Annotated in this window: 24 protein-coding genes; 13 read left to right on the forward strand and 11 right to left on the reverse strand. The window is 64.8% G+C overall.

Annotation, left to right across the window (positions count from 1 at the left end; genetic code table 11):
* Positions 1-137: 137 nt before the first annotated feature.
* The 3 genes from ubiD (at position 138) to POF53_RS00015 (ending at position 3,567) form a co-directional block, all read left to right on the forward strand.
* Positions 138-1,604 (forward strand): 4-hydroxy-3-polyprenylbenzoate decarboxylase, encoded by a 1,467-nt coding sequence (gene ubiD / locus POF53_RS00005; RefSeq protein ID WP_186660587.1) that lies wholly within the window; start codon positions 138-140, stop codon positions 1,602-1,604.
* Positions 1,604-2,572 (forward strand): CDP-6-deoxy-delta-3,4-glucoseen reductase, encoded by a 969-nt coding sequence (locus POF53_RS00010; protein WP_203649512.1) that lies wholly within the window; start codon positions 1,604-1,606, stop codon positions 2,570-2,572. The genes ubiD and POF53_RS00010 overlap by 1 nt, the downstream gene beginning before the upstream one ends.
* Positions 2,573-2,916: 344 nt before the next feature.
* Positions 2,917-3,567 carry a gamma-glutamylcyclotransferase gene (locus tag POF53_RS00015; RefSeq protein WP_203649520.1) on the forward strand — a complete coding sequence of 217 codons (651 nt, stop codon included), beginning with the start codon at positions 2,917-2,919 and terminating at the stop codon, positions 3,565-3,567.
* Between the two features lie 16 nt (positions 3,568-3,583).
* On the opposite strand, the gene tcyN is transcribed toward POF53_RS00015, so the two are convergent.
* The 3 genes from tcyN to tcyJ are packed head-to-tail and all read right to left on the reverse strand — an operon-like array spanning position 3,584 to position 5,818.
* The gene (tcyN, locus tag POF53_RS00020) at positions 3,584-4,345 is read right to left on the reverse strand and encodes an L-cystine ABC transporter ATP-binding protein TcyN (RefSeq protein ID WP_203649522.1); all 762 of its coding nucleotides are present in this window, start codon (positions 4,343-4,345) and stop codon (positions 3,584-3,586) included.
* Between the two features lies 1 nt (position 4,346).
* The gene (tcyL, locus tag POF53_RS00025; RefSeq protein WP_203649523.1) at positions 4,347-5,015 is read right to left on the reverse strand and encodes a cystine ABC transporter permease; all 669 of its coding nucleotides are present in this window, start codon (positions 5,013-5,015) and stop codon (positions 4,347-4,349) included.
* Complete coding sequence (tcyJ, locus tag POF53_RS00030) at positions 5,012-5,818, reverse strand: cystine ABC transporter substrate-binding protein (RefSeq protein WP_203649525.1); 807 nt, start codon at positions 5,816-5,818, stop codon at positions 5,012-5,014. The genes tcyL and tcyJ overlap by 4 nt, the downstream gene beginning before the upstream one ends.
* 346 nt (positions 5,819-6,164) lie before the next feature.
* Between tcyJ and epsC the strand changes: the two genes are divergently transcribed.
* Positions 6,165-7,103 (forward strand): serine O-acetyltransferase EpsC, encoded by a 939-nt coding sequence (epsC, locus tag POF53_RS00035; RefSeq protein WP_498965776.1) that lies wholly within the window; start codon positions 6,165-6,167, stop codon positions 7,101-7,103.
* A gap of 269 nt (positions 7,104-7,372) precedes the next feature.
* Positions 7,373-9,376, forward strand: a complete 2,004-nt coding sequence (betT, locus tag POF53_RS00040; protein ID WP_498965778.1) for a choline transporter BetT — start codon at positions 7,373-7,375, stop codon at positions 9,374-9,376.
* Positions 9,377-9,493: 117 nt separating this feature from the next.
* Here the strand turns inward: betT and tauD are convergent, their stop codons facing one another.
* The 4 genes from tauD to tauA all read right to left on the reverse strand — a co-directional run bounded on the left by tauD (position 9,494) and on the right by tauA (position 13,052).
* Complete coding sequence (gene tauD, locus POF53_RS00045) at positions 9,494-10,327, reverse strand: taurine dioxygenase (protein ID WP_203649536.1); 834 nt, start codon at positions 10,325-10,327, stop codon at positions 9,494-9,496.
* A 124-nt stretch (positions 10,328-10,451) separates the two neighbouring features.
* Positions 10,452-11,291: a taurine ABC transporter permease TauC gene (tauC, locus tag POF53_RS00050; protein ID WP_203649538.1), complete on the reverse strand. Its 840-nt coding sequence runs from the start codon at positions 11,289-11,291 to the stop codon at positions 10,452-10,454.
* A complete protein-coding gene (tauB, locus tag POF53_RS00055) occupies positions 11,288-12,067 on the reverse strand; it encodes a taurine ABC transporter ATP-binding subunit (protein ID WP_203649540.1) in 780 nt (259 codons plus the stop codon). The genes tauC and tauB overlap by 4 nt, the downstream gene beginning before the upstream one ends.
* 13 nt (positions 12,068-12,080) lie before the next feature.
* On the reverse strand, positions 12,081-13,052 hold the full coding sequence (tauA, locus tag POF53_RS00060) for a taurine ABC transporter substrate-binding protein (protein WP_232854974.1): 972 nt from the start codon (positions 13,050-13,052) through the stop codon (positions 12,081-12,083).
* 516 nt (positions 13,053-13,568) lie between these two features.
* Between tauA and POF53_RS00065 the strand changes: the two genes are divergently transcribed.
* From POF53_RS00065 to POF53_RS00100, 8 genes are all read left to right on the forward strand, one after another.
* Positions 13,569-14,933, forward strand: a complete 1,365-nt coding sequence (locus POF53_RS00065) for an OprD family porin (RefSeq protein WP_203649544.1) — start codon at positions 13,569-13,571, stop codon at positions 14,931-14,933.
* Positions 14,934-15,097: 164 nt separating this feature from the next.
* Complete coding sequence (locus POF53_RS00070) at positions 15,098-15,736, forward strand: peroxiredoxin (RefSeq protein ID WP_028689219.1); 639 nt, start codon at positions 15,098-15,100, stop codon at positions 15,734-15,736.
* Between the two features lie 344 nt (positions 15,737-16,080).
* On the forward strand, positions 16,081-16,674 hold the full coding sequence (ssuE, locus tag POF53_RS00075) for an NADPH-dependent FMN reductase (protein WP_203649547.1): 594 nt from the start codon (positions 16,081-16,083) through the stop codon (positions 16,672-16,674).
* 95 nt (positions 16,675-16,769) lie between these two features.
* The gene (locus POF53_RS00080; protein ID WP_110735535.1) at positions 16,770-17,735 is read left to right on the forward strand and encodes a sulfonate ABC transporter substrate-binding protein; all 966 of its coding nucleotides are present in this window, start codon (positions 16,770-16,772) and stop codon (positions 17,733-17,735) included.
* Between the two features lie 60 nt (positions 17,736-17,795).
* Positions 17,796-18,944, forward strand: a complete 1,149-nt coding sequence (ssuD, locus tag POF53_RS00085; RefSeq protein WP_203649551.1) for an FMNH2-dependent alkanesulfonate monooxygenase — start codon at positions 17,796-17,798, stop codon at positions 18,942-18,944.
* An 11-nt stretch (positions 18,945-18,955) separates the two neighbouring features.
* Positions 18,956-19,753, forward strand: coding sequence for an aliphatic sulfonate ABC transporter permease SsuC (gene ssuC, locus POF53_RS00090; protein WP_232854976.1), 798 nt, complete (start codon positions 18,956-18,958; stop codon positions 19,751-19,753).
* Positions 19,750-20,565, forward strand: coding sequence for an aliphatic sulfonates ABC transporter ATP-binding protein (gene ssuB / locus POF53_RS00095; RefSeq protein WP_498965784.1), 816 nt, complete (start codon positions 19,750-19,752; stop codon positions 20,563-20,565). Before ssuC ends, ssuB begins: the two co-directional genes overlap by 4 nt.
* A gap of 29 nt (positions 20,566-20,594) precedes the next feature.
* Complete coding sequence (locus tag POF53_RS00100) at positions 20,595-20,810, forward strand: TOBE domain-containing protein (protein WP_008095172.1); 216 nt, start codon at positions 20,595-20,597, stop codon at positions 20,808-20,810.
* 124 nt (positions 20,811-20,934) lie between these two features.
* Here the strand turns inward: POF53_RS00100 and POF53_RS00105 are convergent, their stop codons facing one another.
* The 4 genes from POF53_RS00105 to POF53_RS00120 all read right to left on the reverse strand — a co-directional run bounded on the left by POF53_RS00105 (position 20,935) and on the right by POF53_RS00120 (position 26,096).
* A complete protein-coding gene (locus POF53_RS00105; RefSeq protein WP_232854977.1) occupies positions 20,935-21,567 on the reverse strand; it encodes a TetR/AcrR family transcriptional regulator in 633 nt (210 codons plus the stop codon).
* Positions 21,567-23,144 carry a glutamate--cysteine ligase gene (gene gshA / locus POF53_RS00110; protein WP_203649555.1) on the reverse strand — a complete coding sequence of 526 codons (1,578 nt, stop codon included), beginning with the start codon at positions 23,142-23,144 and terminating at the stop codon, positions 21,567-21,569. The genes POF53_RS00105 and gshA overlap by 1 nt, the downstream gene beginning before the upstream one ends.
* A 241-nt stretch (positions 23,145-23,385) precedes the next feature.
* Entirely contained in the window at positions 23,386-23,769 is a 384-nt protein-coding gene (locus POF53_RS00115) for a PaaI family thioesterase (RefSeq protein ID WP_110735521.1), read from the reverse strand.
* The gene (locus tag POF53_RS00120; RefSeq protein ID WP_232854979.1) at positions 23,769-26,096 is read right to left on the reverse strand and encodes a Tex family protein; all 2,328 of its coding nucleotides are present in this window, start codon (positions 26,094-26,096) and stop codon (positions 23,769-23,771) included. The genes POF53_RS00115 and POF53_RS00120 overlap by 1 nt, the downstream gene beginning before the upstream one ends.
* Between the last annotated feature and the right edge of the window lie 121 nt (positions 26,097-26,217).

Below are 26,217 nucleotides of genomic sequence, written 5' to 3' on the forward strand. Positions count from 1 at the left end.
TTAACAAGCCCCCTGTAGGAGCGGCCTTGTGCCGCGATGGGCCGCGAAGCGGCCCCTTTTCATTTTTGCCCCCAAACCAGGCGTGAACGGCGCTACACTCTGCACCCCGACCGATACGCCCAACACGAGGCCCTTGCATGCAGTATCGCGATCTGCGCGACTTCATCCGTGGCCTGGAACAGCGCGGTGAACTCAAGCGCATCCAGGTTCCCATCTCCCCCGTACTGGAAATGACCGAAGTCTGCGACCGCACCCTGCGCGCCAAGGGCCCGGCGTTGCTGTTCGAAAAGCCCACCGGCTTCGACATCCCGGTGCTGGGCAATCTGTTCGGCACTCCCGAGCGGGTGGCCATGGGCATGGGCGCCGAATCGACCGAGGAACTGCGCGAGATCGGCAAGCTGCTGGCGTTCCTCAAGGAGCCCGAGCCGCCGAAGGGGCTGAAGGACGCCTGGTCGAAACTGCCGATCTTCAAGAAGGTCGTGTCCATGGCGCCGAAGGTGGTCAAGGACGCGGTATGCCAGGAAATCGTGGTCGAAGGCGACGACGTCGACCTGGGCCAGTTGCCCATCCAGCACTGCTGGCCGGGCGACGTGGCGCCGCTGATCACCTGGGGCCTGACCGTCACCCGCGGGCCGAACAAGGACCGCCAGAACCTGGGTATCTACCGCCAGCAGGTGATCGGCCGCAACAAGGTGATCATGCGCTGGCTGAGCCACCGTGGCGGCGCGCTGGACTACCGCGAATGGTGCGAGAAACACCCAGGCCAGCCGTTCCCCGTGGCCGTTGCCCTGGGCGCAGACCCTGCGACCATCCTCGGCGCCGTGACCCCTGTCCCCGATACCCTTTCCGAATACGCCTTTGCCGGCCTGTTGCGCGGCAACCGTACCGAACTGGTCAAATGCCGTGGCAACGACCTGCAGGTGCCGGCCACTGCCGAGATCATCCTCGAAGGTGTGATCCACCCGGGCGAAATGGCCCCGGAAGGCCCGTACGGCGACCACACCGGTTACTACAACGAAGTGGACAGCTTCCCGGTGTTCACCGTCGAGCGCATCACCCACCGGCAGAAACCGATCTACCACAGCACCTACACCGGCCGACCGCCGGATGAGCCGGCGATCCTCGGGGTGGCGCTGAACGAAGTGTTCGTGCCGATCCTGCAGAAGCAGTTCCCCGAGATCACCGACTTCTACCTGCCGCCGGAAGGCTGCTCGTACCGCATGGCGGTGGTGACCATGAAGAAGCAGTATCCAGGCCACGCCAAGCGCGTCATGCTGGGTGTGTGGTCGTTCCTGCGACAGTTCATGTACACCAAGTTCGTTATCGTCACCGACGACGATATCAACGCCCGCGACTGGAACGATGTGATCTGGGCCATCACCACGCGCATGGACCCCAAGCGTGATACGGTGATGATCGACAACACCCCGATCGACTACCTCGACTTTGCGTCGCCGGTGTCGGGCCTGGGGTCGAAGATGGGCCTGGACGCCACCCACAAGTGGCCGGGCGAGACTACACGCGAATGGGGCCGGGTCATCGTCAAGGACGAGGCCGTCACCCGCCGTATCGATGAGCTGTGGGACCAGTTGGGAATAGATTGATGCAGGTAACCTTGCAGCCTTCCGGGGCGGTACTGGCGGTCGAACCGGGTGAAAGGATTCTGGATGCGGCGCGGCGCCTGGGCTACGACTGCCCAAGCAGCTGCCGCAACGGCAACTGCCATGTGTGTGCCGCGCTGCTGGTGGAAGGCAGTGTTCGCCAGGAAGGCCAAGTCCGCGATCACGGTGAACTGTTCACCTGCATCGCCGAGCCGCTGGAGGACTGCGTGTTGCTGTGGGATGGTGTGCTGGCCCTGGGCGAGCTGCCGGTGCGCAAGCTGGCCTGTACCGTGAGCGAATGCGTCGAGGTCGGTGGCGACGTCTGGCGCGTGCGCCTGCGCGCGCCTGCCGGCAAGCCGCCGCGCTATCACGCGGGGCAGTACCTGATGATCGAGCGTGAGGGCATGGACAAGGCGGCCTTCTCCCTCGCCTCGGCGCCCCATGGTGGGCGCGACCTCGAGCTGCACGTGCTGGCGCGGGAAAGCAGCGCGGTGCAGTTGATCCAGCAGTTGCAGCGCAATGGACTGGCACGCATCGAACTGCCGTTCGGCGACGCCCACCTGGCGGAGCTGCCCGATGGCCCTCTGGTACTGATTGCCGCCGGCACCGGCATGGGCCAGATGCACAGCCTGCTCGAGCACTGCCGCGCCCAGGGCTTCAAGCATCCGGTGCACCTGTACTGGGGCGTGCGCCGGCCTGAAGATTTCTACGAGATCGAGCACTGGGACGAGTGGCAGCGCCTGCCCAACCTGTTCCTGCACAAGGTGGTCAGCGACCTGTGCGGCTGGGAAGGACGCTGTGGGCTGCTGCACGAGGCGGTGTGCGAGGACATCGGCGACCTGAACCAGGTGCATGTCTATGCCAGCGGCTCGCCGAACATGGTCTATGCCACCCTCGATGCGTTGGTCGAGGCCGGCATGGATGCCCACCGCATGCGCGCCGACGTGTTTGCCTACGCGCCGCGCGGCTGAAACAACCCGCACGCTGCAAGGGCGTGCCGGGTTTAATAACCAAGTATTTTCCTGTTGATTATAGGGCGGGGATTATTACCGCTGCGGGTAATAAGTTTCGCTATACTCGGATTATTAGTTTCCGTTCAGCGGAAGGTTGAATGAAATTGTGTCTTCCGGCTTGAGTCGCAAGTGTCTTATCCCTTACGTTAAGCGCCAGGGTCTTCGCGGGTAAACCCGCTCCCACAAGCCCTGCACACCTCCTGTGGGAGCGGGTTTACCCGCGAAGACGTAGGGTCAGGCCCTGCATCAACAGCAGTGGAACGCGCAACTTTGTAGTTCACAGGAATTAATGGCGGCAGCTCATGTCGACACTTGAAAGTTTATCCTGGCAAATAGCCTATCCGCCGTCACTCGACTTCGGGCAACAGTTGTCCCGCGAACAACTGCAGCGCTCGATGCAGGAAACCATGTCCCTGCACGAAGGCGGCCCGGTCTGGCTGTTTGCCTACGGCTCGCTGATCTGGCGCCCCGAATGCAACTCGGTCGAGCGCCAGCGGGCACGGGTGCATGGCTACCACCGCGGCTTGTACCTGTGGTCCCACGAGCACCGTGGCACCCCGGAGTGCCCGGGCCTGGTGTTCGGCCTGGACCGTGGCGGTTCCTGCAGCGGTTTCGCCTACCGTCTGGACGAAAGCAACCTTGACGATTCGCTGATGGCCCTGTGGATGCGCGAAATGCCGTTCCCGGCCTATCGCCCGCACTGGCTCAGCTGCCGTCTGGGCGACGGCAGCAAGGTCCAGGCCCTGGGCTTCGTGCTGGAACGGCACCTGCCATGCTACGCGGGCAACCTGCCGGACACCTTGCTCAGCCAGATCCTCGCCAGCGCCAAGGGGCGCTATGGCACGACACGCGATTACGTGGAGCAGACCCTCAACGCCCTGCGCAGCCACCAGATGCCCGATCGCAACCTGGAAGCCCGTTTCAGGCGTTGCCACAACCTGCGCGAGGTGTGAGCCCCGCGCATCGGGCTCATTCCTGGCCGGCGGCGGTGCCGAGGAACTTGCGCAGGAACTGGCGGGTGCGCTCTTCCCGCGGATTGGCGAACAGCGCCTTGGCCTCGCCTTGCTCGACGATCACCCCCTTGTCGAAGAAGATCACCCGGTTGGCGACATCGCGGGCGAAGCTCATCTCGTGGGTGACGATGATCATGGTGCGCTTTTCCTCGGCCAGGCCGCGGATGGTTTCCAGCACCTCGCCCACCAGCTCCGGGTCGAGCGCCGAGGTAGGCTCGTCGAACAGGATCACCTCGGGTTCCATGGCCAGGGCGCGGGCGATGGCCACCCGCTGCTGCTGGCCACCGGACAGGCGGCGCGGGTAGGCGTCTTCCTTGCCCGCCAGGCCGACCTTGGCCAGCAGGCGCCTGGCCAGCTCGATGGCCTTGTCGCGGGGCGTCTTCTTGACGATCACCGGCCCCTCGATGACGTTCTCCAGGGCGGTGCGGTGGGGAAACAGGTTGAAGTTCTGGAACACGAATCCGGCCTGCTGGCGCAGGCGGCGGATCGCACCCTGCTGGCCGCCCAGCGGGCGATTGGCATCGATGCTGATGTCGCCGATCTGGATGCGTCCGGCATCGGGGGTTTCCAGCAGGTTCAGGCAACGCAGGAACGTGGTCTTGCCCGAGCCGCTGGGGCCGATGATGGCGACCACCTCGCCGGGTTGCACGGTCAGGTCGATGCCGTTGAGCACGGTATGGCCCTTGAACTGCTTGGTCAGGCCTTGTACTACGATCATCTCATTGCTCCTGGTCGTGCTGGTTGACCCGCGCTTCCATGCGGTTCTGGAAGTGCGCCAGGATGCTGCAGAGGATCCAGTAGACCACCGCGACAGCCAGGTACATGGTGAAGACCTCGAAGGTCCGGGCGGTGATCAGCTGTGCCTGGCGGAACAGCTCGGGCACCTGGATGGTCGCCGCCAGGGCGGTGTCCTTGACCAGCGAGATGAAGCTGTTGCCCAGCGGCGGCAGTGCGGTGCGCAGGGCCTGCGGCAGGATCGCCCGGCGCATGGCCTGGGTGCGGGTCATGCCGATGCTGGCCGCCGCTTCCCACTGACCACGGTCGATCGAAGAGATCGCCGCGCGGAGGATTTCGCAGATATACGCCGCCATGTTCAGCGACAGGCCGATCAGCGATGCCGGGATCGGATCAAGCTCGATGCCGATCTGCGGCAGGCCGAAGTAGATCACGAACAGCTGCACCAGCAGCGGCGTGCCGCGGAAGAACGACACGTAGATGCGGGCGAGCCAGTCCAGCGGCAGGATCTTCGACAGGCGCATCAGTGCCAGGGCGAAGCCCAGCACCAGGCCGAAGAACATGCCGCCGACACTGAGCAGCACGGTATAGCCCGCGCCCTTGAGCAGGAAGGGCGCGGAATCGACAACGAGTTGCAGGCTTTCAGCGATCATTTGGTGACATCGGCACCGAAGTATTTCTCGGACAGCTTGGCCAGCGTGCCGTCGGCCTTGAGCTTGTCGATGGCCTTGTTCAGCGCCGCGAGCAGTTCAGGCTCGCCCTTGCGCAGGGCAACGCCCGACTCCAGCTTGGAGAATTTCTCGCCGGCCAGCGCGGTGGGTTTCTTGTCCTTGGCGGTTTTCTGCACGTACTCGAGCGCGGCCAGGCGGTCGATCAGGATGGCGTCGATACGGCCGTTGCGCAGGTCGGCGAATTTGGTCGGGTCGTCTTCATAGGTACGGACATCGGCTGTCGGCACGTCCTGTTTCACCCACTGCTCGTAGTTGGTGCCCAGGCCGACGCCGACCTTCTTGCCACCGAGGTCGGCGGCGGTCTTGATGTTCTTCTCGTTGTCGCTGCCCTTGAGCACCAGGGCCTGGATGCCGGAAACCGTGTAGGGCTCGGAGAAGTCGTACTTCTTCTTGCGCTCCTCGGAGATGGTCACCTGGTTGATCACCACGTCCAGGCGCTTGGACTCCAGGGCGGCGAGGATACCGTCCCACTTGGTCGGCTGGACCTTGGCCTTGACCCCCAGTTCCTTGGCCAGCAGTTCGGACAGTTCGACCTCGAAGCCGGCCAGCTTGCCGTTCTCGTCCTGGAAGCTGAACGGTGGGTAGGTGCCTTCCAGGCCGACGTTGATCACGCCCTTCTCCTGGATGGTCTTCAACTGCTCGCCGGCGAAGGCCTGGCCGAGCAGGCCGGCACCGAGCAGGAGCGCCAGGCTGGCGTTGAGAAGGGGTTTGGCGAATTTGGTCATGGCAGGCCCCGCGCTTGTTGTGGAAGTAGTGAGGTGGCGACTATAGAGGTGGGCTTCATAGGCCGGGAAATAATAAAAAATCATGTTGTTATTCCCGTTTCTGCATTTTGCAGTCGCTTATGCCCGACTTAGCTCAGGATGGAATAAAGCGTTGTTTTTTCCAAGAGGCAGATTTGACGTATCGTTGATCGCATCCATCCAATGCTGGCCTCTTCGCGGGTAAACCCGCTCCCACAGGTCCAGCGCAAGCCTCAAGGGCAATACGGTCCCTGTGGGAGCGGGTTTACCCGCGAAGGGGCCCTACCCGGCGATAAAAACAGTTGGCCTATCCGGCAGGAGAAACACCGTGAGCGAACAACCATCAACCGGGCACTGGCAACTGCAGGGCATCGTCAGTGGCCTGCGCAGCGCCCGTGAGCAGTGGCGCAGCAACAACGGCCGCAGCAGCGGCGAGCAGGGCGGGCGCGAGCTGCCGTCGCGCGAGGCGCTGCGGCAGATTCTCGAGCAGCTGTGCGGCGCGCTGTTCCCCATGCGCCTGGGCCCGGTGGATCTGCGTGAAGAGAGCGAAGACTTCTACGTCGGCCACACCCTCGACGCCGCGCTCACCGCGCTGCTGGCCCAGGCCCGCCTGGAGCTGCGCTACGCGGCGCGCCATGGCAAGACCGATGTGGTCGATGTCGATGGCCATGCCCTGCGCCTGATCCAGGACTTCGCCGCGGCCCTGCCGGCCCTGCGCGTGCTGCTGGACACCGACGTGCTCGCGGCCTTCCACGGCGACCCGGCGGCGCGCAGCGTCGACGAGGTGCTGCTGTGCTACCCGGGCATCCTGGCGATCATCCACCACCGCCTGGCCCACCACCTGTACCGGGCCGGCCTGCCGTTGCTGGCGCGGATCAGCTCGGAGCTGGCGCACTCGGCCACCGGCATCGACATCCACCCCGGCGCGCAGATCGGCCCGAGTTTCTTCATCGACCATGGCACCGGCGTGGTGATCGGCGAGACCGCGATCATCGGCGAGCGGGTGCGTATCTACCAGGCCGTAACCCTGGGCGCCAAGCGCTTCCCCAGCGACGAGTCGGGCACCCTGCACAAGGGCCTGGCCCGCCACCCGATCGTCGAGGACGACGTCGTCATCTACGCGGGTGCGACCATCCTCGGGCGGATCACCATCGGCAAGGGTTCGACCATCGGCGGCAACGTCTGGCTGACTCGCAGCGTGCCGGCTGACAGCAATATTACCCAGGCTAACCTGCAGTTGGATTGCGAGGGCAAGAAAGCCCTCTAGCATCGAGTGTCTGGACCGTGGGAGCGGGCTTGCCCCGCGATGGCGACGTCAGTTCAACCATCGCCATCGCGGGGCAAGCCCGCTCCCACGTGCTAGACACTCGATGCCCCGCCCAGCGGCATCGGGTCGCATTGAAACTCGATCCATGTTTAACTTGAACGCTTGTTCAACGAAAAACGCTGGTCCATTGCCGGTGTTCAAAAGGAGGAATCGCCTTTGCTGAACCCGTTCAATCCGAACCTCACGTCCTTCGACGAGGTGCCTGTTCAATGAGTGCACCGACCCCCGACCTTGCCAACGGCAAGATCCGCATGAACCCCCCCGTGTTCTACTTCGCGGCAAGCTTCATCCTCCTCTTCGGCCTGGTCGTCATCGCCCAGCCCCAGGCGGCCGGCGACTGGCTGCTGGCGGCGCAGAACTGGGCGGCCAACACCGTCGGCTGGTACTACATGCTGGCCATGACCCTGTACCTGGTCTTCGTGGTGGTTACCGCCCTGTCCGGCTACGGCAAGATCAAGCTTGGCGCCGACCACGACGAGCCCGAGTTCAGCTACCTGTCCTGGGCCGGCATGCTGTTCGCCGCCGGCATCAGCATCACCCTGTTCTTCTTCTGCGTCTCCGAGCCGCTGACCCACATGCTCCAGCCGCCGCAGGGCGAGGCCGGCACGGCCGAGGCCGGGCGCCAGGCGATGCAGATCCTGTTCCTGCACTGGGGCCTGCACGGCTGGGGCGTGTTCGCCTTCGTCGGCATGGCGCTGGCCTACTTCGCCTACCGGCACAACCTGCCGCTGGCCCTGCGCTCGGCGCTTTACCCGCTGATAGGCAAACGCATCAACGGCCCGATCGGCTACGCGGTGGACGGCTTCGGCATCATCGCCACGGTGTTTGGCCTGGGGGCCGACATGGGCTTCGGCGTGCTGCACCTGAACGCTGGCCTCGACTACCTGTTCGGCATCAGCCACAGCCAGTGGGTGCAGGTGATCCTCATCACCCTGATGATGGGCGCGGCGGTGGCCGTGGCGGTCGCCGGGGTGGAGAAGGGCGTGCGGGTGATGAGCGACATCAACCTGTTCCTGGCCTGCGCGCTGCTGCTGTTCGTGCTGTTCGCCGGGCCCACCCAGCACCTGTTCAATACCCTGATCCAGAACCTCGGTGACTACCTGGGCGCCTTGCCGCGCAAGAGCTTTGATGTGTACGCCTACGGCGAGCAACGCGACTGGCTGGGTGGCTGGACGGTGTTCTATTGGGCCTGGTGGATTGCCTGGGCGCCGTTCGTGGGGCTGTTCATCGCGCGGATTTCGCGCGGGCGCACCATCCGTGAGTTCGTCTTCGGCGTGTTGCTGATCCCGCTGGGCTTCACCCTGGCGTGGATGTCGATCTTCGGCAACAGCGCCCTGGACCAGGTGATCAACCACGGCATGACCGCCCTCGGCCAGTCGGCCATCGACAACCCGTCGATGAGCCTGTACCTGCTGCTGGAAACCTACCCGTGGAGCAAGACGGTGATCGCCGTGACGGTGTTCATCAGCTTCGTGTTCTTCATCACCTCGGCCGACTCCGGCACGGTGGTGCTGTCGACGCTGTCTGCCAAGGGCGGTGGCGCCGACGAGGACGGCCCGAACTGGCTGCGCATCTTCTGGGGCGCGATGACCGCGCTGATCACCAGCGCGCTGCTGTTCGCCGGCAGCATCGATTCGCTGAAGTCGGCGGTGGTGCTGACCTCGCTGCCGTTCTCGCTGATCCTGCTGTGCATGATGTGGGGGCTGCACAAGGCCTTCTACCTGGAAAGTCAGCGGCAGATCGCGCAGATGCATTCGCTGGCACCCTTCGCCCAGTCCCGGCGTGGGCGTGGCGGCTGGCGCCAGCGCCTGAGCCAGGCCGTGCACTTCCCGTCGCGGGACGAGGTGTACCGCTTCATGGACGACGTGGTGCGCCCGGCGATTGCCGAGGTGCGCGAGGTGTTCGAGCAGAAGGGGCTGGTGCTGATCACCCAGGACGATCCGAGCCATGACAACGTCAGCCTGAAGATCGGCCATGGCGAGGAGCAGCCGTTCATCTACCAGGTGCAGATGCGTGGCTACTTCACGCCGTCGTTCGCATTGGGTGGGTTGGGTACCCAGGAGTTGAAGAACCGTCGCTACTACCGGGCGGAGGTGCACTTGAGCGAAGGTAGCCAGAACTATGATCTGGTGGGCTACAGCAAGGAGCAGATCATCAACGACATCCTCGACCAGTACGAGCGGCACATGCAGTACCTGCATCTGGTCAGGTAGATCGCTGGGGCCGCTTTGCGGCCCTTATCGCGGCACAAGGCCGCTCCTACAGGGGAATGTGATCTCCTGTAGGAGCGGCCTTGCGCCGCGAAAGGAGGCCAAAGGCCTCCCAGGGGCTCAGAACGGCGCATCCCCCAGGATGGTCGCCCGGTGCATCACCCGCCGATTGGGTCGGTAATCATCCACAGCAAAATGCTGCGTGACGCGGTTGTCCCAGAACGCCACGTCATTTTCCTGCCATCGCCAGCGAATGCTGAACTCCGGCCGCGTCGCATGGGCGAACAGCAGCTTGAGCAGCGCCTCGCTCTCCTGCTCGTTCAGCTCGTTGATCCGCGTGGTGAACCCCTCGTTGACGAACAATGCCTTGCGCCCGCTGACCGGATGGGTGCGCACCACCGGGTGCGACAGCGGCGGGTTGTTGCGTCGGGTAGCTTCCCAGCGCGCCAGGTCCTCTGGGGTGGTGCCGAAGCGCTCCAGCGGGAACGACTTGGTGAAATCGTGGGTGGCGGTCAGGCCGTCGAGCATCGTGCGCAGCGGCGCCGACAGCGCCTCGAACGCGGCGATCCCGCTGGCCCACAGGGTGTCGCCGCCAAAGGCCGGCAACTGCTTGGCGCTGAGCACCGCGCCCAGCGCGGGAGTCGGCAGGAAGGTCACGTCGGTGTGCCAGACGGCGTTGTCGCGCACGTCGGTGACCGCGGTGTCGAGGATCAGTACCTGCGGCGTCTGCGGCACATTGGGGTAGATCGGGTGGATGTGCAGGTCGCCGAAGCGCGCGGCGAAACGGGCCTGTTGCTCGGGGGTGATCGGCTGGTCGCGGAAGAACAGCACCTGGTGTTCGAGCAGCGCCTGCTCGATGGCATCACGCTGTTCGAGGGTGATGTCGCGGCTGATGTCCACGCCGCTGATCTGCGCGCCAAGGGCCGGGCTGAGAGGGGTGATGGTCAGGCTCATGTCGGTCTCGCTTGAAGGTTCGTTTCTCGTGCAGGCCGAGAAGTTCTATCGCGGGGCAAGCCCGCTCCCACGAGGTGAGACGGCTGCGTGGGAGCGGGCTTGCCCCGCGAATGGTCGTGACGGATCAGTGGCTCTGGCCATGCCAGGGCACCAGCTTGCGCTGCAGGGCGCGCAGGCCCATTTCCAGGGTGAAGGCGATCAGGGCGATCAGCAGGATCCCCAGCACCACCACGTCGGTGACCAGGAACTGCGCCGCCGACTGCACCATGAAGCCCAGGCCGCTGGTGGCGGCGATCAGCTCGGCGGCGACCAGGGTCGACCAGCCCACGCCAAGGCCGATGCGGATGCCGGTGAGGATGTCGGGCAGGGCGCTGGGCAGGATCACATGGCGGATCAGTTGCGCCCGGGTGGCCCCCAGCGACTGCGCGGCGCGCAGCTTGGCCGGGTCGACGGTGCGCACGCCGGTGGCGGTGGCGATGGCGATCGGGGCGAAGATCGCCAGGTAGATCAGCAGCACCTTCGACAGCTCGCCGATGCCGCACCAGATGACGATCAACGGCAGGTAGGCCAGCGGCGGGATCGGCCGGTAGAACTCGATCAGCGGGTCGAGGATGCCACGGGCCACGCGGTTGTAGCCGATGGCCAGGCCGACGGGGATGGCGGTCAGGGTCGCCGCCACCAGCGCCAGGCCGATACGGCCCAGGCTTGCGCCCAGGTGCTGCCACAGGCTGGCATCCATGTAGCCCTGGGTAAGCAGCGTCCAGCCCTTGGCCAGGATATCGGCGGGCGAGGGCAGGAACAGGGGTTCGACCCAGCCGGCGGCGGTTACCAGCCACCACGCCAGCAACAGGGAGGCCAGGGTGAGGGTGCTGATCCAGCGGGTCGGCAAGGGCTTGCGGGTTTTCACGACAGGAGGCGTGCGTGGTGCCCGCTTGGCGGCGGCCGGCAATTCGATACTGCTCATGCGGACTCCTGACGTTGCGAGAACACCCGCGCCAGCACGTGCTCGCGGGTTTCGATGAAGCGGGGATCGGACTTGATCGCCCGGGCCGACTCGCCAGCGGCGTAGCGCTGGCCGAAGTCCAGTTGCAGACGCTCGACCACACGCCCCGGATTGGGCGCCAGCAGCACCAGCTCGGTGGCGAGGAACACCGCCTCTTCGATGTCGTGGGTGATCAGGAACACTGGTTTGGCGGTGCGCTGCCAGACCTGCAACAGCAGCTCCTGCATCTGTTCGCGGGTAAAGGCATCGAGGGCGCCGAACGGCTCGTCCATCAACAGCACCCGCGGGTCGGCGGCCAGCGCCCGGGCCAGGCCCACGCGCTGCTTCTGCCCGCCGGACAATTGCCAGATACGCCGCTCGCCGAAGCCGGCGAGGTCGACCAGCGCCAGCATCTCGCGGGCCTTGGCTTCACGCTGGACACGGGGCACGCCGGCCAGCTCGAGGCCGAAGGCGACGTTGCCGAGCACGTCCTGCCAGGGCAGCAGGGCATCGTCCTGGAACACCACGCCGCGATCGGCGCCAGGGCCTTGCACTGGCGCGCCGTCGAGGCTGATGCGCCCGCCGCTGGGGGCAACGAAGCCGGCGATCAGGTTGAGCAACGAGGTCTTGCCGCTGCCGGACGGCCCGAGGGCCACCAGCAGCTGGCGCGGGCCCAGGCTCAGGTTGATGTCGGCCAGCACCGGGGTAGCGGCGCCGGGGTACTGTGCGCTGATGCGCTCCAGTTCGAGCAAGGCCATGACGGGCTCCGGATCAGTTGGGCAGGTATTGGGCGCTGACGTAGGGCGAGTAGTCGGGCAGCACGGCGTCGACCTTGCCCTGTTGCTTGAGGAAGGTGGCGGTGTCGGTCAGTGCCTGGGTGGTCGGCTCGCGCAGTGCGCTGGCCTGGTCGGCGGCCAGCGGATAGACGTTGCCCTGCAGCAGTACCGGGATATCGGCAGGCTTGGCGCCGGACAGCTTGACCAGCTTGGCGACGTTGTCCTTGTCGGCCAGCCAGGCTTTCGGGTCCTTGCGGTAGTCGGCGTAGGCATCGAGGGTGACCTTGGCGAACGACTTGACGATCTCCGGGTGCTTGGCGGCGAAGTCCTTGCGCACGATCCAGGCATCGAAGGTCGGCGCGCCTTTCTCGGCCAGCTCGCCCGAGGTGATCAGCACCTTGCCGTTTTCCTTGGCCACGCCCAGGGCCGGGTCCCAGACGTAGGTGGCGTCGATGTCGCCGCGCTTCCAGGCGGCGATGATCGCCGGTGGCGCGAGGTTGAGGATCTGCACTTTCGACGGGTCGATGTTCCAGCTCTTGAGCGCGGCCAGCAGGCTGTAGTGGCCGGTGGAAACGAACGGCACGGCGACTTTCTTGCCGATCAGGTCCTGCGGGGTCTTGATGTTGTCACGGGCGACCAGGGCCTCGCCGGCGCCGATCTGGGTAGCGATCAGGAAGGTCTCGACCGGCAGCTTGCGAGTGGCGGCGGCGGCCAGCGGGCTGGAGCCGAGGTAGCCGATCTGCACGTCGCCCGAGGCGACGGCGGTGATCACATCGGCGCCATTATCGAACTTGCGCCAGTCGATGCTGGCCTTGCTGTCCTTTTCATAGGTGCCATCGACCTGGGCCACCTTGGCCGGGTCGACGGTGGTCTGGTAGGCGACGGTCAGGTCGGCGGCCTGGGCCAGCCAGCTGGCACTGGCGAGGGTCAGGGCGGCGAACAGGCGCAGCGGAGCATGCGGGATCATGGTTGAACCTCTCGTCAGGCATTCTGGGATGGATGGCGAGAAGACTAGATGATCTAAGAAATAGTAAATAAATAACTTTTTAGAATTAGCTTAAAAGCCAAACGCTCTGAACCTGCGCGGTTTACGGGCTCGCTCCCACACGAGGTGGGAAGCTGGCGGAATCGCTCAAGACGGCTAGTCTAGTTCGGTTCCTGCGGGGGCACCATCGGTCGACAGTTCGGCAAACGTTTGCACATAACCTAAAGGTATGATTGACGGCGTCGATACAGCGTTTCGTAGGAATGGTTCCGATGTTATTCCGTAAAAATCTTACAGATTCATAAAACGGTCATTTTGGATTTATAGGATTGTCATTATCCTGTAGCGCAGGTCGGCGGGTTAGACCAAAGTCGCAGATCGACCGTTAGCGATTGACTTGGCGGTCACGCATTTGTGCTAAATCGCCAATCCGGGTGAGTGGGGCAGCAGACTCCGCCGCTTGAGACGCACAAAAATTAGAACGTAGAGGAGCAAAACATGTACAAGTCCAGCCTGGCCCTGGCCGTGGCACTGGGGGTTCTCGCCCAACAAGCAGGCGCTGCCGGTTTCATCGAAGACAGCAAGCTGTCCCTGAGCTCGCGCACCATGTACTTCGACAACAACAACCGCGAAGCGCACGCCACTCCGGCAACCGCGACTCGTCCGGCCGGCAAGCGTCCGGATCAGCGTGAAACCGGTCAAGGTTTCAAGCTCGACTACATCTCCGGCTTCACTGAAGGCACCGTAGGCTTTGGTGTCGATGCCCAGGCCGTGTGGGGTATCCACCTCGATGGTGGCAAGGGCTACCACAAGTCCGGCTTCCTTCCGGACGATACCGACGGCTCTTCGGTAAGCCAGTGGGCACGCGTTGGCGCCAACGCCAAGGCCCGCTTCTCCAAGACCGAAGCGCACTTCGGTAGCGCCCTGGCACCGATGCTGCCGATCCTGGTCTCCAACGACGGTCGTCTGCTGCCGCAGACCTTCGAAGGTGCAACCATCACCTCGAAGGAAATCGACAACCTGACCATCAACGCCGGTCAGCTGACCCACGCAATGGGTCGTGCCTCGAGCAACCGTACCGGCCTGTCGGTCAACGGCGCGACCGCTGACAGCAACAAGTTCCGCTACGGTGGCCTGGACTACAAGCTCACTCCAGACCTGACCCTGCAGTACTACTACTCGAACCTGGAAGACTTCTACAAGCAGAGCTTCCTGGGCGCCACCCACGTCTTCAAGATCGCTGACGACCAGTCGTTCAAGACCGACCTGCGCTACTTCGACAGCAGCAGCGATGGCAAGAACGGCCACGGTGGCGGCTACAACTTCAACAACAACGGCGGTTATGCCAAGGAAACCGGCAAGGTCGACAACAAGACCTGGTCCGCCATGTTCACCTATACCCTCGGTGGCCACGCGCTGATGCTCGGCCATCAGCAGGTCAACGATGATGGTGGCTTCGTCTGGCTGAACCAGGGCGGTGTCGTTGATGGCAACGGCCGTGCCGAAGGTGCGGGCGGCGCCAGCTTCTACCTGTTCACCGACAGCATGATCAACCAGTTCGCCAAGGCCGGTGAAAACACCACCTTCGGTCAGTACTCCTACGACTTCGCCCGTCTGGGCGTGCCGGGCCTGAAGGCTTCGGTCGCCTACCTGCGCGGTCAGGATGGTCGTAACACCGACGGCCACGGTACCTTCAGCGAGTGGGAGCGTGACGCGCGCGTCGACTACGTTCTGCAGGAAGGCACCCTCAAGGGCCTGGGCTTCAGCCTGCGCCAGGGCGTCTACCGTGGCACCGGTTCGGGCGCTGCGAACGACCAGGATCAGACTCGCTTCATCGTCAACTACACTTACGCCTTCATGTAAGTCGTAGCGGCATCAAGAAAGCCTCGCCTAGTGCGAGGCTTTTTTGTGTCTGCGAATCCGTATGCTTAATGGTTATAAATAAATCGATATTTATTCTTTTTATTTTTATTCGGAAGCAGGCACATTGAACCCACAAGGCCAGACACAGCACAGGAGCCGCTTTCATGAGCCTCAAACTCGGCGATATCGCCCCCGATTTCGAACAGGATTCCAGCGCCGGCAAGATCCGTTTCCACGAATGGCTGGGCGACAGCTGGGGCGTGCTGTTCTCCCACCCGGCCGACTTCACCCCGGTGTGCACCACCGAGCTGGGCCTGACCGCCAAGCTCAAGGAAGACTTCGCCAAGCGTGGCGTGAAAGCCATCGCCCTGTCGGTGGACCCGGTCGACTCGCACCACAAGTGGATCGATGACATCAACGAGACCCAGAACACCGTGGTCAACTTCCCGATCATCGCCGACGCCGACCGCAAGGTCTCCGACCTGTACGACCTGATCCACCCCAACGCCAGCGACACCCTGACCGTGCGCTCGCTGTTCGTCATCGACCCGAACAAGAAGGTGCGCCTGACCATCACCTATCCGGCCAGTACCGGGCGCAACTTCAACGAGATCCTGCGGGTGATCGACTCGCTGCAGCTGACCGACAACTACAAGGTCGCCACGCCAGGCAACTGGCAGGACGGCGACGAGGTAGTGATCGTGCCTTCGCTCAAGGACGAGGACGAAATCAAGCGGCGCTTCCCGAAAGGGTACCGGGCGGTGAAACCCTATCTGCGACTGACTCCGCAACCAAATCGATGAGGTATTGCTCGTTGCATTGCTCTTAGCCAAGCAGGGATCTTCGGGCCGTTTCGACGGCCCTTTTTTATGTCTACCGAAAGCCTGTAGGAGCGGCCTTGTGCCGCGAAAGGGGGGCGCAGCACCCCCAGGATTTTCAGCGTCAATGCACTTATCGCCGGGGCCGCTTTGCGGCCCTTTCGCGGCACAAGGCCGCTCCTACAGAGATAAATCTGAATATCTCTATATGGAATAAATAAATACGAAAATATGATTTCTAGATATATATGACTAACTGTTAATGTCACTTCCATCCAGCGGGGACAACCCCTCGCGGCCCTGCAATCGAATCGAAGGAAGCGCTTTCAATGCTGGTTGTTTCTGTCGGTGGTAGCCCCAGTCTTCGTTCACGCTCCGGCGTGCTGCTAGAGCGCTCGCGCGACTGGCTGCAGGAGCGCGGCGTCGAGGTGGTGACCTTCCAGGTGCGGGAATTCCCCGCCGAGGACCTGCTCCACGCGCGCTTCGACAGCCCGCAGGTGCGTCACTTCAATGAACTGGTGGCCCAGGCCGATGGCCTGGTGGTCGCCACCCCGGTGTACAAGGCGTCGTTCGCCGGCGCCCTGAAGACCTTGCTCGACCTGCTGCCCGAGCGTGCCCTGGAACACAAGGTGGTCCTGCCGATCGCCACCGGTGGCAGCATCGCCCACATGCTGGCCGTGGACTACGCCCTCAAGCCCGTGCTGTCGGCCCTCAAGGCGCAGGAGACCCTGCAGGGGATCTTCGCCGACGACAGCCAGATCGCCTACGGCGAAGGCGCCAGGCCCGCGCAACTGGCCGCTGCCCTGGAGCAGCGCCTGCAGGATTCGCTGGAAACGTTCCACAGCGCCCTGGCGCGCCGGCCTCGGCCGGTGGTACCGGGCGAACTCAACGAACGCCTGATCAGTGCCCGTTGGAGCATCTGACCGCCCGCTATACCGCTTGACCGTTTTTCCCACCTTACTCGCCCGTCAACGAGGCAAGCAGGTGCTACCCGAACCCACTCGCACAGGAGAGCGCCATGCGCACAGTCTTCTTGCGTCGCGGTCTGGTCGCCCTGTTTGCGGCGGCTGTGTCCTTCGGCGCCATCACTCAAGCCCAGGCCGAGAGCCTGCGCATCGGTTACCAGAAATACGGCACCCTGGTGCTGCTCAAGGCCAAGGGCTCGCTGGAAAAGCGCCTGAAGGAGCAGGGCATCGACGTGCAATGGACCGAGTTCCCCGGCGGCCCGCAACTGCTCGAAGGCCTCAACGTCGGCTCCATCGACTTCGGCGTGACCGGCGAAACCCCGCCGGTGTTTGCCCAGGCCGCGGGTGCCGACCTGCTGTACGTCGCCTATGAGCCGCCAGCCCCGCACAGCGAGGCGATCCTTGTGCCGAAGGGATCGACGATCCAGTCGGTGAAGGAACTCAAGGGCAAGAAAGTCGCCCTCAACAAGGGCTCCAACGTGCACTACCTGCTGGTGCGCGCCCTGGAAGACGCCGGCCTCAAGTACACCGATATCCAGCCCGTCTACCTGCCGCCGGCCGACGCCCGCGCCGCCTTCGAGCGCGGCAGCGTCGACGCCTGGGTGATCTGGGACCCGTACCAGGCCGCCGCCGAACAACAGCTGCAGGCGCGCACCCTGCGTGACGGCAAGGACCTGGTCGACAACCACCAGTTCTACCTCGCCACCCGCAGCTATGCCACCCAGCACCCGGCGGTGATCAACACCCTGGTCGAGGAAGTGCGCGCCGTGGGCGAATGGTCCCGGGCCAACCCGCAGCAGGTCACCGACCAGGTCGCGCCACTGCTCGGCCTGCCCGCCGACATCACCCTGACCTCGGTCAAGCGCCAAGGCTACGGCGCCGCGCCGCTGACTCCGGAAGTGATCGCCGCGCAGCAGAAGATTGCCGACACCTTCCAGGCCCTGAAGCTGATTCCCAAGCCCTTGAGCATCAAGGATGTGATCTGGACACCCCCGGCCAAGGTCGCCAGCGCGCCTTGAACGATTCGCCTGCGCCGGGGCGTCGCCCCGGCTTGAGCCACCCTTGAGGAGACAACTCCAATGAGCCTTAACATCTTCTGGTTCCTCCCCACCCACGGTGACGGCAAGTACCTGGGCACCAGCGAAGGCGCCCGCGCCGTCGACCACGGCTACCTGAGCCAGATCGCCCAGGCCGCCGACCGCCTGGGCTTTGGCGGCGTGCTGATCCCCACCGGACGTTCCTGCGAGGACTCCTGGCTGGTGGCGGCCTCGCTGATTCCGGTGACCGAGCGCCTGAAGTTCCTGGTGGCCCTGCGTCCGGGAATCATTTCGCCGACCGTGGCCGCCCGTCAGGCCGCCACCCTGGATCGCCTGTCCAACGGCCGTGCGCTGTTCAACCTGGTGACCGGCGGTGATCCGGACGAACTGGCCGGCGATGGCCTGCACCTGAACCACCAGGAGCGATACGAGGCGTCGGTGGAATTCACCCGCATCTGGCGCAAGGTGCTCGAAGGCGAAACGGTCGACTATGACGGCAAGCATATCCAGGTGAAGGGCGCCAAGCTGCTCTACCCGCCGATCCAGCAACCGCGCCCGCCGCTGTACTTCGGTGGTTCCTCCGAGGCCGCCCAGGACCTGGCCGCCGAGCAGGTCGAGCTATACCTGACCTGGGGCGAGCCACCGGCGGCCGTCGCCGAGAAGATCGCCCAGGTGCGCGAGAAGGCTGCGGCCCAAGGCCGCGAAGTGCGCTTCGGCATCCGCCTGCACGTGATCGTGCGGGAAACCAATGAAGAGGCCTGGGCCGCCGCCGACAGGCTCATCTCGCACCTGGACGACGACACCATCGCCCGTGCCCAGGCGTCGCTGGCGCGCTTCGACTCGGTCGGCCAGCAACGCATGGCCGCCCTGCATGGCGGCAAGCGCGACAAGCTGGAAGTGGCGCCGAACCTGTGGGCCGGTGTCGGCCTGGTGCGTGGCGGTGCCGGCACCGCGCTGGTGGGCGATGGCCCGACCGTCGCGGCGCGGGTCAAGGAATACGCCGATCTTGGCATCGACACCTTCATCTTCTCCGGTTATCCACACCTGGAAGAGTCGTACCGCGTCGCCGAGCTGCTGTTCCCGCACCTGGACGTGCAGCGCCCGGAACAACCGAAGACCGGTGGCTACGTGAGCCCGTTCGGTGAAATGGTCGCCAACGACATCCTGCCCAAGTCCGTGTCGCAGAGCTGAGGACCGGGGCCATGAGTCGAGCATCCCCCACCACCTGGTCGAAGCGCCTGGCGCCCTGGGCCCTGCCGATCCTGCTGCTGGCGGTATGGCAGCTGGCGGTCAGCGCGGGCTGGCTGTCGACCCGCATCCTGCCAGCGCCGAGCGCGGTGGTCAGTGCCGGTGTCGAGCTGGTGCGCAGCGGCCAGCTCTGGACCCACCTGGCCATCAGCGGCTGGCGTGCCGGCCTGGGCTTCGTGATCGGCGGCAGCCTCGGCCTGTTGCTGGGCTTCGTCACCGGCCTGTCGAACTGGGGCGAGCGCCTGCTCGACAGCTCGGTGCAGATGATCCGCAACGTGCCGCACCTGGCGCTGATCCCGCTGGTGATCCTGTGGTTCGGCATCGACGAGTCGGCAAAGATATTCCTGGTGGCGCTGGGGACGCTGTTCCCCATCTACCTGAACACCTACCACGGGATCCGCAACGTCGATCCGGCGCTGGTGGAGATGGCGCGCAGCTATGGGCTGTCGGGCTTTGCGTTGTTCCGCCAGGTGATCCTGCCGGGGGCGCTGCCCTCGATCCTGGTCGGCGTGCGCTTTGCCCTGGGCTTCATGTGGCTGACGCTGATCGTCGCCGAGACCATTTCGGCCAACGCCGGCATCGGCTACCTGGCGATGAACGCCCGCGAGTTCCTGCAGACCGATGTGGTGGTGCTGGCCATCGTCCTGTACGCGGTGCTCGGCAAGCTGGCCGACCTGGCCGCCCGTGGCCTGGAGCGGGTGTGGCTGCGCTGGCACCCGGCGTACCAGGTGGCGAAGAAGGAGGGCGCATGATGACCGTGCTCAAGGAACAGCCGCCACGCCTGCTGCGTGGCATCCCCCTGGCGGCCCGGGACCTGCGTCGCACCTTCGGCCAGCGTGAAGTGCTGCGCGGCATCGACCTGCACATTCCGGCCGGCCAGTTCGTCGCCATCGTCGGCCGCAGTGGCTGCGGCAAGAGCACCTTGTTGCGGCTGCTGGCCGGGCTCGACCAACCCAGCGCCGGCCAACTGTTGGCGGGGGCCGCGCCGCTGGCCGAGGCCCGCGAGGATACCCGCCTGATGTTCCAGGACGCGCGCCTGCTGCCCTGGAAGAAAGTGATCGACAACGTCGGCCTGGGCTTGTCCGGAAACTGGCGGCCCCGCGCCCTGGAGGCATTGGCGGCGGTCGGCCTGGTCGATCGCGCCAACGACTGGCCGGCGGCGTTGTCCGGCGGCCAGAAGCAGCGGGTGGCCCTGGCCCGGGCGCTGATCCACCAGCCGCGCCTGCTGCTGCTGGACGAGCCATTGGGCGCGCTGGATGCCCTGACCCGTATCGAAATGCAGCAATTGATCGAGCGCCTGTGGCGCCAGCACGGTTTCACCGTGCTGCTGGTCACCCACGACGTCAGCGAAGCCGTCGCCGTGGCCGACCGGGTGATCCTGATCGAAGACGGCGCCGTCGGCCTGGACCTGGTCGTCGACCTGCCACGGCCACGGGTGCGGGGTTCGCACCGCCTGGCGGCGCTGGAAAGCGAAGTGCTCAACCGTGTTCTGTCCGTCCCGGGCACCCCGCCCGAGCCGGAGCCTGTAGCCCCCTTGCCCACGCAGTTGCGTTGGGCTCACTGAATCCTCGAAGCCGCAAAAGGAATGACGCCATGACCATCAAAGCCATCAACGTTCGCAACCAGTTCAAAGGCACCGTGAAGGAAATCCTCGAAGGCCCGGTACTGTCGGAAATCGACGTGCAGACCGCCTCCGGTATCGTCACTTCGGTGATCACCACCCGTTCCGTGAAGGAGCTGGAATTGCAGGTGGGCAGTGAGGTGATCGCCTTCGTGAAATCGACCGAGGTGTCCATCGCCAAGTTGTGATGGTCTGGATAGAGGGCGCTGTGCGCCCTTTTCGCGGCACGAGGCCGCTCCTACAGGGGATCGCATAACCCCTGTAGGAGCGGCCTCGTGCCGCGAAAAGGGCCGCAAAGCGGCCCCAAGGATCTCAAGCCGACCGCTTGGCCAGAAACGGCGGCAGATACAGCCCCAGATACGCCTCGAACACCCGCATCCCCTCTTCCGCCATGCGCGGCGTGATCGCTTCATGCAACTGCATCGAGCGGGCATACACCCGGTCGCTCAGCTCCATCGCCAACGCGAACACATCCACATCCCGAGGCATCGTAGGCAGCTGGAAATGCCGATCGAACAGCCGGTGCATCAGCTCGCCCAGCTCCAGGTCGTGCTGACGGTCGGCCTGTACCACTTCGCTCAGCCCATGCTGGGCCAGGATCAGTTGCCGCGCCGCGGCATCTTCGGTGTAGATGTCGAGCATGCGCTGCTCGATCAGACGCGACAGTTGCGGCCAGGTACTGAATGCAGTGCTGTCGATGGGCGCGTTCAGGGCCTCGCGAAAAGCCCGATGCACGTCGGCGGTCAGTGCCTCGAGCAAGGCCGGCACGCTGGCGAAGAAGTGATACACCGACGACGGCGGAATCTGCGCCCGTTCGGCCACACTGTAGATCGACAGCGCCGCCACCCCTTGTCCGGCCAGCAGCTCGCGGGCCGCAGCGAGGATCGCTTCGATCCTGGCCTGGCTGCTGGCGCGTGGCTTGCGCGGGGTGGCGGGGCGGGTCATCAGTTGCTGATCGCCAGGATGCTGGCCTGGTAGGCACCGACGAACAGGTCGAAGTCACCCACCTCCTGCTGCTCCAGGCGCGACTGCTCGGCCAGGGATTCGCGGGCGAGGGTCTCGAAGGCCTGCTGGCGCTCGGTGGGCAGCGGCTGCTCGCGGAAGGTCTCGGCGTGGTTCCGGCTTTGGCGCAGGGAGAACTTGATGAAGCTTTCGTTGTGTTCGGCCATGCGTGCCAGCACCTGGGCGGATGGCGTCAGCGAGGCGTCATCGACCTTGGCCTGTTGCGCTTCCAGCGCCTTGGCATGTTCGTCGCCACCTTGGGCATGGTCGAGCAACTCGGCCAACTGCCCGATGCGGCCGATCAATTCGCTGGCCCACACTTTCAGCTCGATCGGCTGGCCGTCACGGTGCAGTTCCAGGCCAGGACGGCGGCCTTCCTTGACCACGGTGAGGAAGTTGTCGGTGCACTGGCCGCACTCGCCGTTGTCCAGTTGCGGGCTCTCTTCCAGCGCGCAGAACAGCAGGAAGGCGTCGAGGAAGCGCGCTTCGGTCAGGTCGATACCCACCGGCAGGAACGGGTTGATGTCCAGGCAGCGTACTTCCACGTACTGCACGCCACGGGAGGTCAGGGCCTGGATTGGCCGCTCGCCGGTGTAGGTGACGCGCTTGGGGCGGATGTTCGAGTAGTACTCGTTCTCGATCTGCAGGATGTTGGTGTTCAACTGCACCCACTCGCCATCCTTGTGCGTGCCGACCTCGACATAGGGCGGGTAGGGCGTGCCCACCGCCTTGCGCAGGCTGTCGGTGTAGCTGGCGAGGTTGTTGTAGCAGGGCGTCAGGCCTGCCTGGGCGTTGCTCTGGTAACCCAGGTCGCTCATGCGCAGGCTGGTGGCGTAGGGCAGGTAGAGCGTCTCGGCATCCAGCTCTTCGAGCTGGTGCGCACGACCGCGCAGGAAGCCTTTGTCCAGGGCCGGGGACGCGCCGAACAGGTACATCAGCAGCCAGCTGTAGCGGCGGAAGTTGCGGATCAGCGCGATATAGGCCGAGGACTGGTAGTCGCGGTCGTCCTGCTCGCCGCCTTCGGCATCGCGCAGCAACGGCCACAGCGCTTCGGGCAGGGAGAAGTTGTAGTGGATGCCGGCGATGCACTGCATGGTACGGCCGTAACGCAGGGCCAGGCCCTTGCGATAGACGTGCTTGAGCTTGCCGATGTTCGAGCTGCCATATTCGGCGATCGGGATGTCTTCCTCGGCCGGCAGCGCGCAGGGCATCGACGGGCTCCACAGGTATTCGTCGCCCAGCTTGGTGTAGACGAAACGGTGGATCTGGTCGAGGCTCTCGAGCACCTTGGCCGGGTCGGCCAGGGCCGGGGTGATGAACTCCAGCAGCGACTCGGAATAGTCGGTGGTGATCTGCTCGTTGGTCAGCGCCGAACCCAGGGCTTCGGGGTGCGGGGTCTGGGCCAGGCGACCGTCGTTGGTCACCCGCAGGCATTCGCGCTCAATGCCGTGCAGGCACTGCTTGAGCAGGTCGATATTGTCGCCGAGCAGGCTCAGGCGGCGGTTGAGGAGGTCGCTCAAGATGGATTCCTTCACGCGTCAGTCGCCCCAATATGGGGGTAGGGATGACGGTCTACAAGGGTAGTTGGGAAAGGAACTGGCGTTGTCGCCTGGTTTACGCGGTTCCGTCGCTGGCCTGTATGCGTCTGATCGCGGGACAAGCCCGCTCCCACTAAGCCTGTGAGCATTCGTGGGAGCGGGCTTGCCCCGCGATCAGGTGTACAGCAATACGCCGAAAATACCGCAGATGGGGGCCTGTCAGCTAGAGAACCGCGAAGGTTCCCTGCGCCTTGGCCACCAGCTTGTCGTCCTGAAGCACGTCGGCGTCGACCACCAGCGTGCGCCGCCCGGCGTGCAGCACCCGGGCGGTGCACAGCACCTCGCCCTCGCTGACGGCGCGCATGTAGTTGATCTTGCACTCGATGGTCACGCTCTGCTGGTCGAAGCCATGGCTGGCCGAGCAGGCCAGGCCCATGGCGATGTCCACCAGGCTGAAGATCGCTCCGCCGTGCAGCTTCTGGCCGCGGTTGCGCAGGTGCGGCTCGAGCGCCAGGGCCACCTCTGCAACACCCGTGTCCAGGCGTTGCAGGCGGCAACCCAGCAATTGGCTGAAGGCGCTCTCGACGTACGCTTTCGGTACGTCCATCACTTCTTCTTCAGCTGCTTGGCGTTGGCGAACAGTGCCGCCATGGCGTTGTTGGCCGGTGCGGTGGCGGCGCTGGTCTCGCGCTGGCGCGGCGCCTGCTGCTGGCGGTTGCCGCCGTTGCCACGGTTGCCGCCGCGGTTGCCCTCGACTTTCTCGCCGGGGGTGTCGCTCATGCGCATGGACAGGCCGACGCGCTTGCGCGGGATGTCCACTTCCATGACCTTGACCTTGACCACGTCGCCGGCCTTGACCGCTTCACGCGGGTCCTTGACGAACTTCTCGGACAGCGCCGAGATGTGCACCAGGCCGTCCTGGTGCACGCCGATGTCGACGAAGGCACCGAAGTTGGTGACGTTGGTCACCACACCTTCGAGGATCATCCCCGGCTCCAGGTCCTTGAGGTCCTCGACGCCGTCCTGGAAGGTGGCGGTCTTGAACTCCGGGCGCGGGTCGCGGCCCGGCTTGTCCAGCTCCTGGAGGATGTCGGTGACGGTCGGCAGGCCGAAGCTTTCGTCGGTGAACTTCTTCGGGTCCAGGCGCTTGAGGAAACCGCTGTCGCCGATCAGCGAGCGAATGTCGCGGTCGGTGTCGGCGGCGATGCGCTGTACCAGCGGGTAGGCTTCCGGGTGCACCGCCGAGGCGTCCAGCGGGTTGTCGCCGTTCATCACGCGCAGGAAGCCGGCGGCCTGTTCGAAGGTCTTCTCGCCCAGGCGGCTGACTTTCTTCAGCGCGGCACGGGTGGCGAACGGGCCGTTGGCGTCGCGGTGGCTGACGATGTTCTGCGCCAGGGTCGCGTTGAGGCCGGAAATGCGCGTCAGCAGCGCCACGGAAGCGGTGTTGACGTCGACGCCCACGGCGTTCACGCAGTCCTCGACCACGGCGTCCAGGCCACGGGCCAGCTTCACCTGCGACACGTCGTGCTGGTATTGGCCGACGCCGATGGATTTCGGGTCGATCTTCACCAGTTCGGCCAGCGGGTCCTGCAGGCGACGGGCGATGGACACGGCGCCACGGATCGACACATCCAGGTCCGGGAACTCGCGAGCAGCCAGCTCGGAAGCCGAGTACACCGAGGCGCCGGCCTCGGAGACCATGATCTTGGTGATCTTCAGGGCCGGGTATTTCTTGACCAGCTCGGCCACCAGCTTGTCGCTTTCGCGGCTGGCGGTGCCGTTGCCGATGGCGATCAGCTCGACCGAGTGCTTGGCGCACAGCGCGGCCATGATGGAGATGGTGCGGTCCCAGTCGTTCTTCGGCGCGTGCGGGTAGACCGTGGTGTGGTCCAGCAGCTTGCCGGTAGCATCGACCACGGCGATCTTGCAGCCGGTGCGCAGGCCCGGGTCGAAGCCGAGCGTTGCGCGCGGACCGGCCGGGGCGGCCAGCAGCAGGTCGTGCAGGTTGTGGGCGAAGACGTTGATCGCCTCGCCTTCGGCGTTGTCGCGCAGCTCGCCGAACAGGTCGGTTTCCAGGTGGGTGTACAGCTTGACCTTCCAGGTCCAGCGCACCACTTCGCCCAGCCACTTGTCGGCCGGGCGGTTGCGGTTCTCGATGCCGACCTGCTGGCCGATCATCAGCTCGCACGGGTGCAGGGTGCCCGGCAGCTCCTCGCCGACTTTCAGCGAGGCGCTCAGCACGCCTTCGTTGCGTCCGCGGAAGATCGCCAGGGCGCGGTGCGACGGCGCGGTGCGCAGCAGCTCGTCGTGGGCGAAGTAGTCGCGGAACTTGGCGCCTTCTTCTTCTTTACCGGGAACCACGCGGGCGGTCAGCACCGCTTCCTGCTTGAGGAAGCTGCGCAGCTTGTCGAGCAGGGCAGCGTCCTCGGCGAAGCGCTCCATGAGGATGTACTTGGCGCCTTCCAGGGCAGCCTTGACGTCGGCCACGCCTTTTTCGGCGTCGACGAAACGTGCCGCTTCGCTTTCCGGGTTCAGCTGCGGATCGTTGAACAGGCCGTCGGCCAACTCGCCCAGGCCCGCTTCCAGGGCGATCTGGCCCTTGGTGCGGCGCTTCTGCTTGTACGGCAGGTACAGGTCTTCGAGGCGGGTCTTGGTGTCGGCCAGCTTGATCTCGCGGGCCAGCTCCGGGGTCAGCTTGCCCTGCTCCTCGATGCTGGCCAGGATGCTGGCGCGACGATCGTCGAGCTCGCGCAGGTAGCGCAGGCGCTCTTCCAGGTGGCGCAGTTGGGTGTCATCCAGGCTGCCGGTCACTTCCTTGCGGTAACGGGCGATGAAGGGCACGGTCGATCCTTCGTCCAACAGGCCCACGGCCGCTTCGACCTGTTGTGGGCGCACGCCCAGTTCCTCGGCGATACGGCTGTTGATGCTGTCCATGAAAACCACCTGGCAAGGATTTAAAGCGGCGCATTATACCGATGTGGGAGCGGGTTTACCCGCGAACAGGGTCAAGTCCTTGTCAGGCACCGTGCTGGTTTCTTCGCGGGTAAACCCGCAC

This window comes from Mitsuaria sp. RG (genome assembly GCF_028369275.1).
In the GTDB taxonomy this organism is placed as follows: domain Bacteria; phylum Pseudomonadota; class Gammaproteobacteria; order Pseudomonadales; family Pseudomonadaceae; genus Aquipseudomonas; species Aquipseudomonas peradeniyensis.

What these genes read in the sequence shown, in the direction of transcription:
- tauA (WP_232854974.1), bottom strand. Translation starts at nt 13,052, where the DNA reads ATGATCCCGCATGCTCCGCTGCGCCTGTTCGCCGCCCTGACCCTCGCC.
- tcyN (WP_203649522.1), bottom strand. Translation starts at nt 4,345, where the DNA reads ATGATCGTAGTACAAGGCCTGACCAAGCAGTTCAAGGGCCATACCGTG.
- POF53_RS00115 (WP_110735521.1), bottom strand. Translation starts at nt 23,769, where the DNA reads ATGGACGTACCGAAAGCGTACGTCGAGAGCGCCTTCAGCCAATTGCTG.
- POF53_RS00070 (WP_028689219.1), top strand. Translation starts at nt 15,098, where the DNA reads ATGAGCCTCAAACTCGGCGATATCGCCCCCGATTTCGAACAGGATTCC.
- POF53_RS00120 (WP_232854979.1), bottom strand. Translation starts at nt 26,096, where the DNA reads ATGGACAGCATCAACAGCCGTATCGCCGAGGAACTGGGCGTGCGCCCA.
- POF53_RS00015 (WP_203649520.1), top strand. Translation starts at nt 2,917, where the DNA reads ATGTCGACACTTGAAAGTTTATCCTGGCAAATAGCCTATCCGCCGTCA.
- ssuC (WP_232854976.1), top strand. Translation starts at nt 18,956, where the DNA reads ATGAGTCGAGCATCCCCCACCACCTGGTCGAAGCGCCTGGCGCCCTGG.
- tauD (WP_203649536.1), bottom strand. Translation starts at nt 10,327, where the DNA reads ATGAGCCTGACCATCACCCCTCTCAGCCCGGCCCTTGGCGCGCAGATC.
- ssuE (WP_203649547.1), top strand. Translation starts at nt 16,081, where the DNA reads ATGCTGGTTGTTTCTGTCGGTGGTAGCCCCAGTCTTCGTTCACGCTCC.
- POF53_RS00010 (WP_203649512.1), top strand. Translation starts at nt 1,604, where the DNA reads ATGCAGGTAACCTTGCAGCCTTCCGGGGCGGTACTGGCGGTCGAACCG.
- tcyJ (WP_203649525.1), bottom strand. Translation starts at nt 5,818, where the DNA reads ATGACCAAATTCGCCAAACCCCTTCTCAACGCCAGCCTGGCGCTCCTG.
- tauB (WP_203649540.1), bottom strand. Translation starts at nt 12,067, where the DNA reads ATGGCCTTGCTCGAACTGGAGCGCATCAGCGCACAGTACCCCGGCGCC.
- tauC (WP_203649538.1), bottom strand. Translation starts at nt 11,291, where the DNA reads ATGAGCAGTATCGAATTGCCGGCCGCCGCCAAGCGGGCACCACGCACG.
- tcyL (WP_203649523.1), bottom strand. Translation starts at nt 5,015, where the DNA reads ATGATCGCTGAAAGCCTGCAACTCGTTGTCGATTCCGCGCCCTTCCTG.
- ubiD (WP_186660587.1), top strand. Translation starts at nt 138, where the DNA reads ATGCAGTATCGCGATCTGCGCGACTTCATCCGTGGCCTGGAACAGCGC.
- ssuB (WP_498965784.1), top strand. Translation starts at nt 19,750, where the DNA reads ATGATGACCGTGCTCAAGGAACAGCCGCCACGCCTGCTGCGTGGCATC.
- ssuD (WP_203649551.1), top strand. Translation starts at nt 17,796, where the DNA reads ATGAGCCTTAACATCTTCTGGTTCCTCCCCACCCACGGTGACGGCAAG.
- POF53_RS00080 (WP_110735535.1), top strand. Translation starts at nt 16,770, where the DNA reads ATGCGCACAGTCTTCTTGCGTCGCGGTCTGGTCGCCCTGTTTGCGGCG.
- POF53_RS00105 (WP_232854977.1), bottom strand. Translation starts at nt 21,567, where the DNA reads ATGACCCGCCCCGCCACCCCGCGCAAGCCACGCGCCAGCAGCCAGGCC.
- betT (WP_498965778.1), top strand. Translation starts at nt 7,373, where the DNA reads ATGAGTGCACCGACCCCCGACCTTGCCAACGGCAAGATCCGCATGAAC.
- POF53_RS00065 (WP_203649544.1), top strand. Translation starts at nt 13,569, where the DNA reads ATGTACAAGTCCAGCCTGGCCCTGGCCGTGGCACTGGGGGTTCTCGCC.
- POF53_RS00100 (WP_008095172.1), top strand. Translation starts at nt 20,595, where the DNA reads ATGACCATCAAAGCCATCAACGTTCGCAACCAGTTCAAAGGCACCGTG.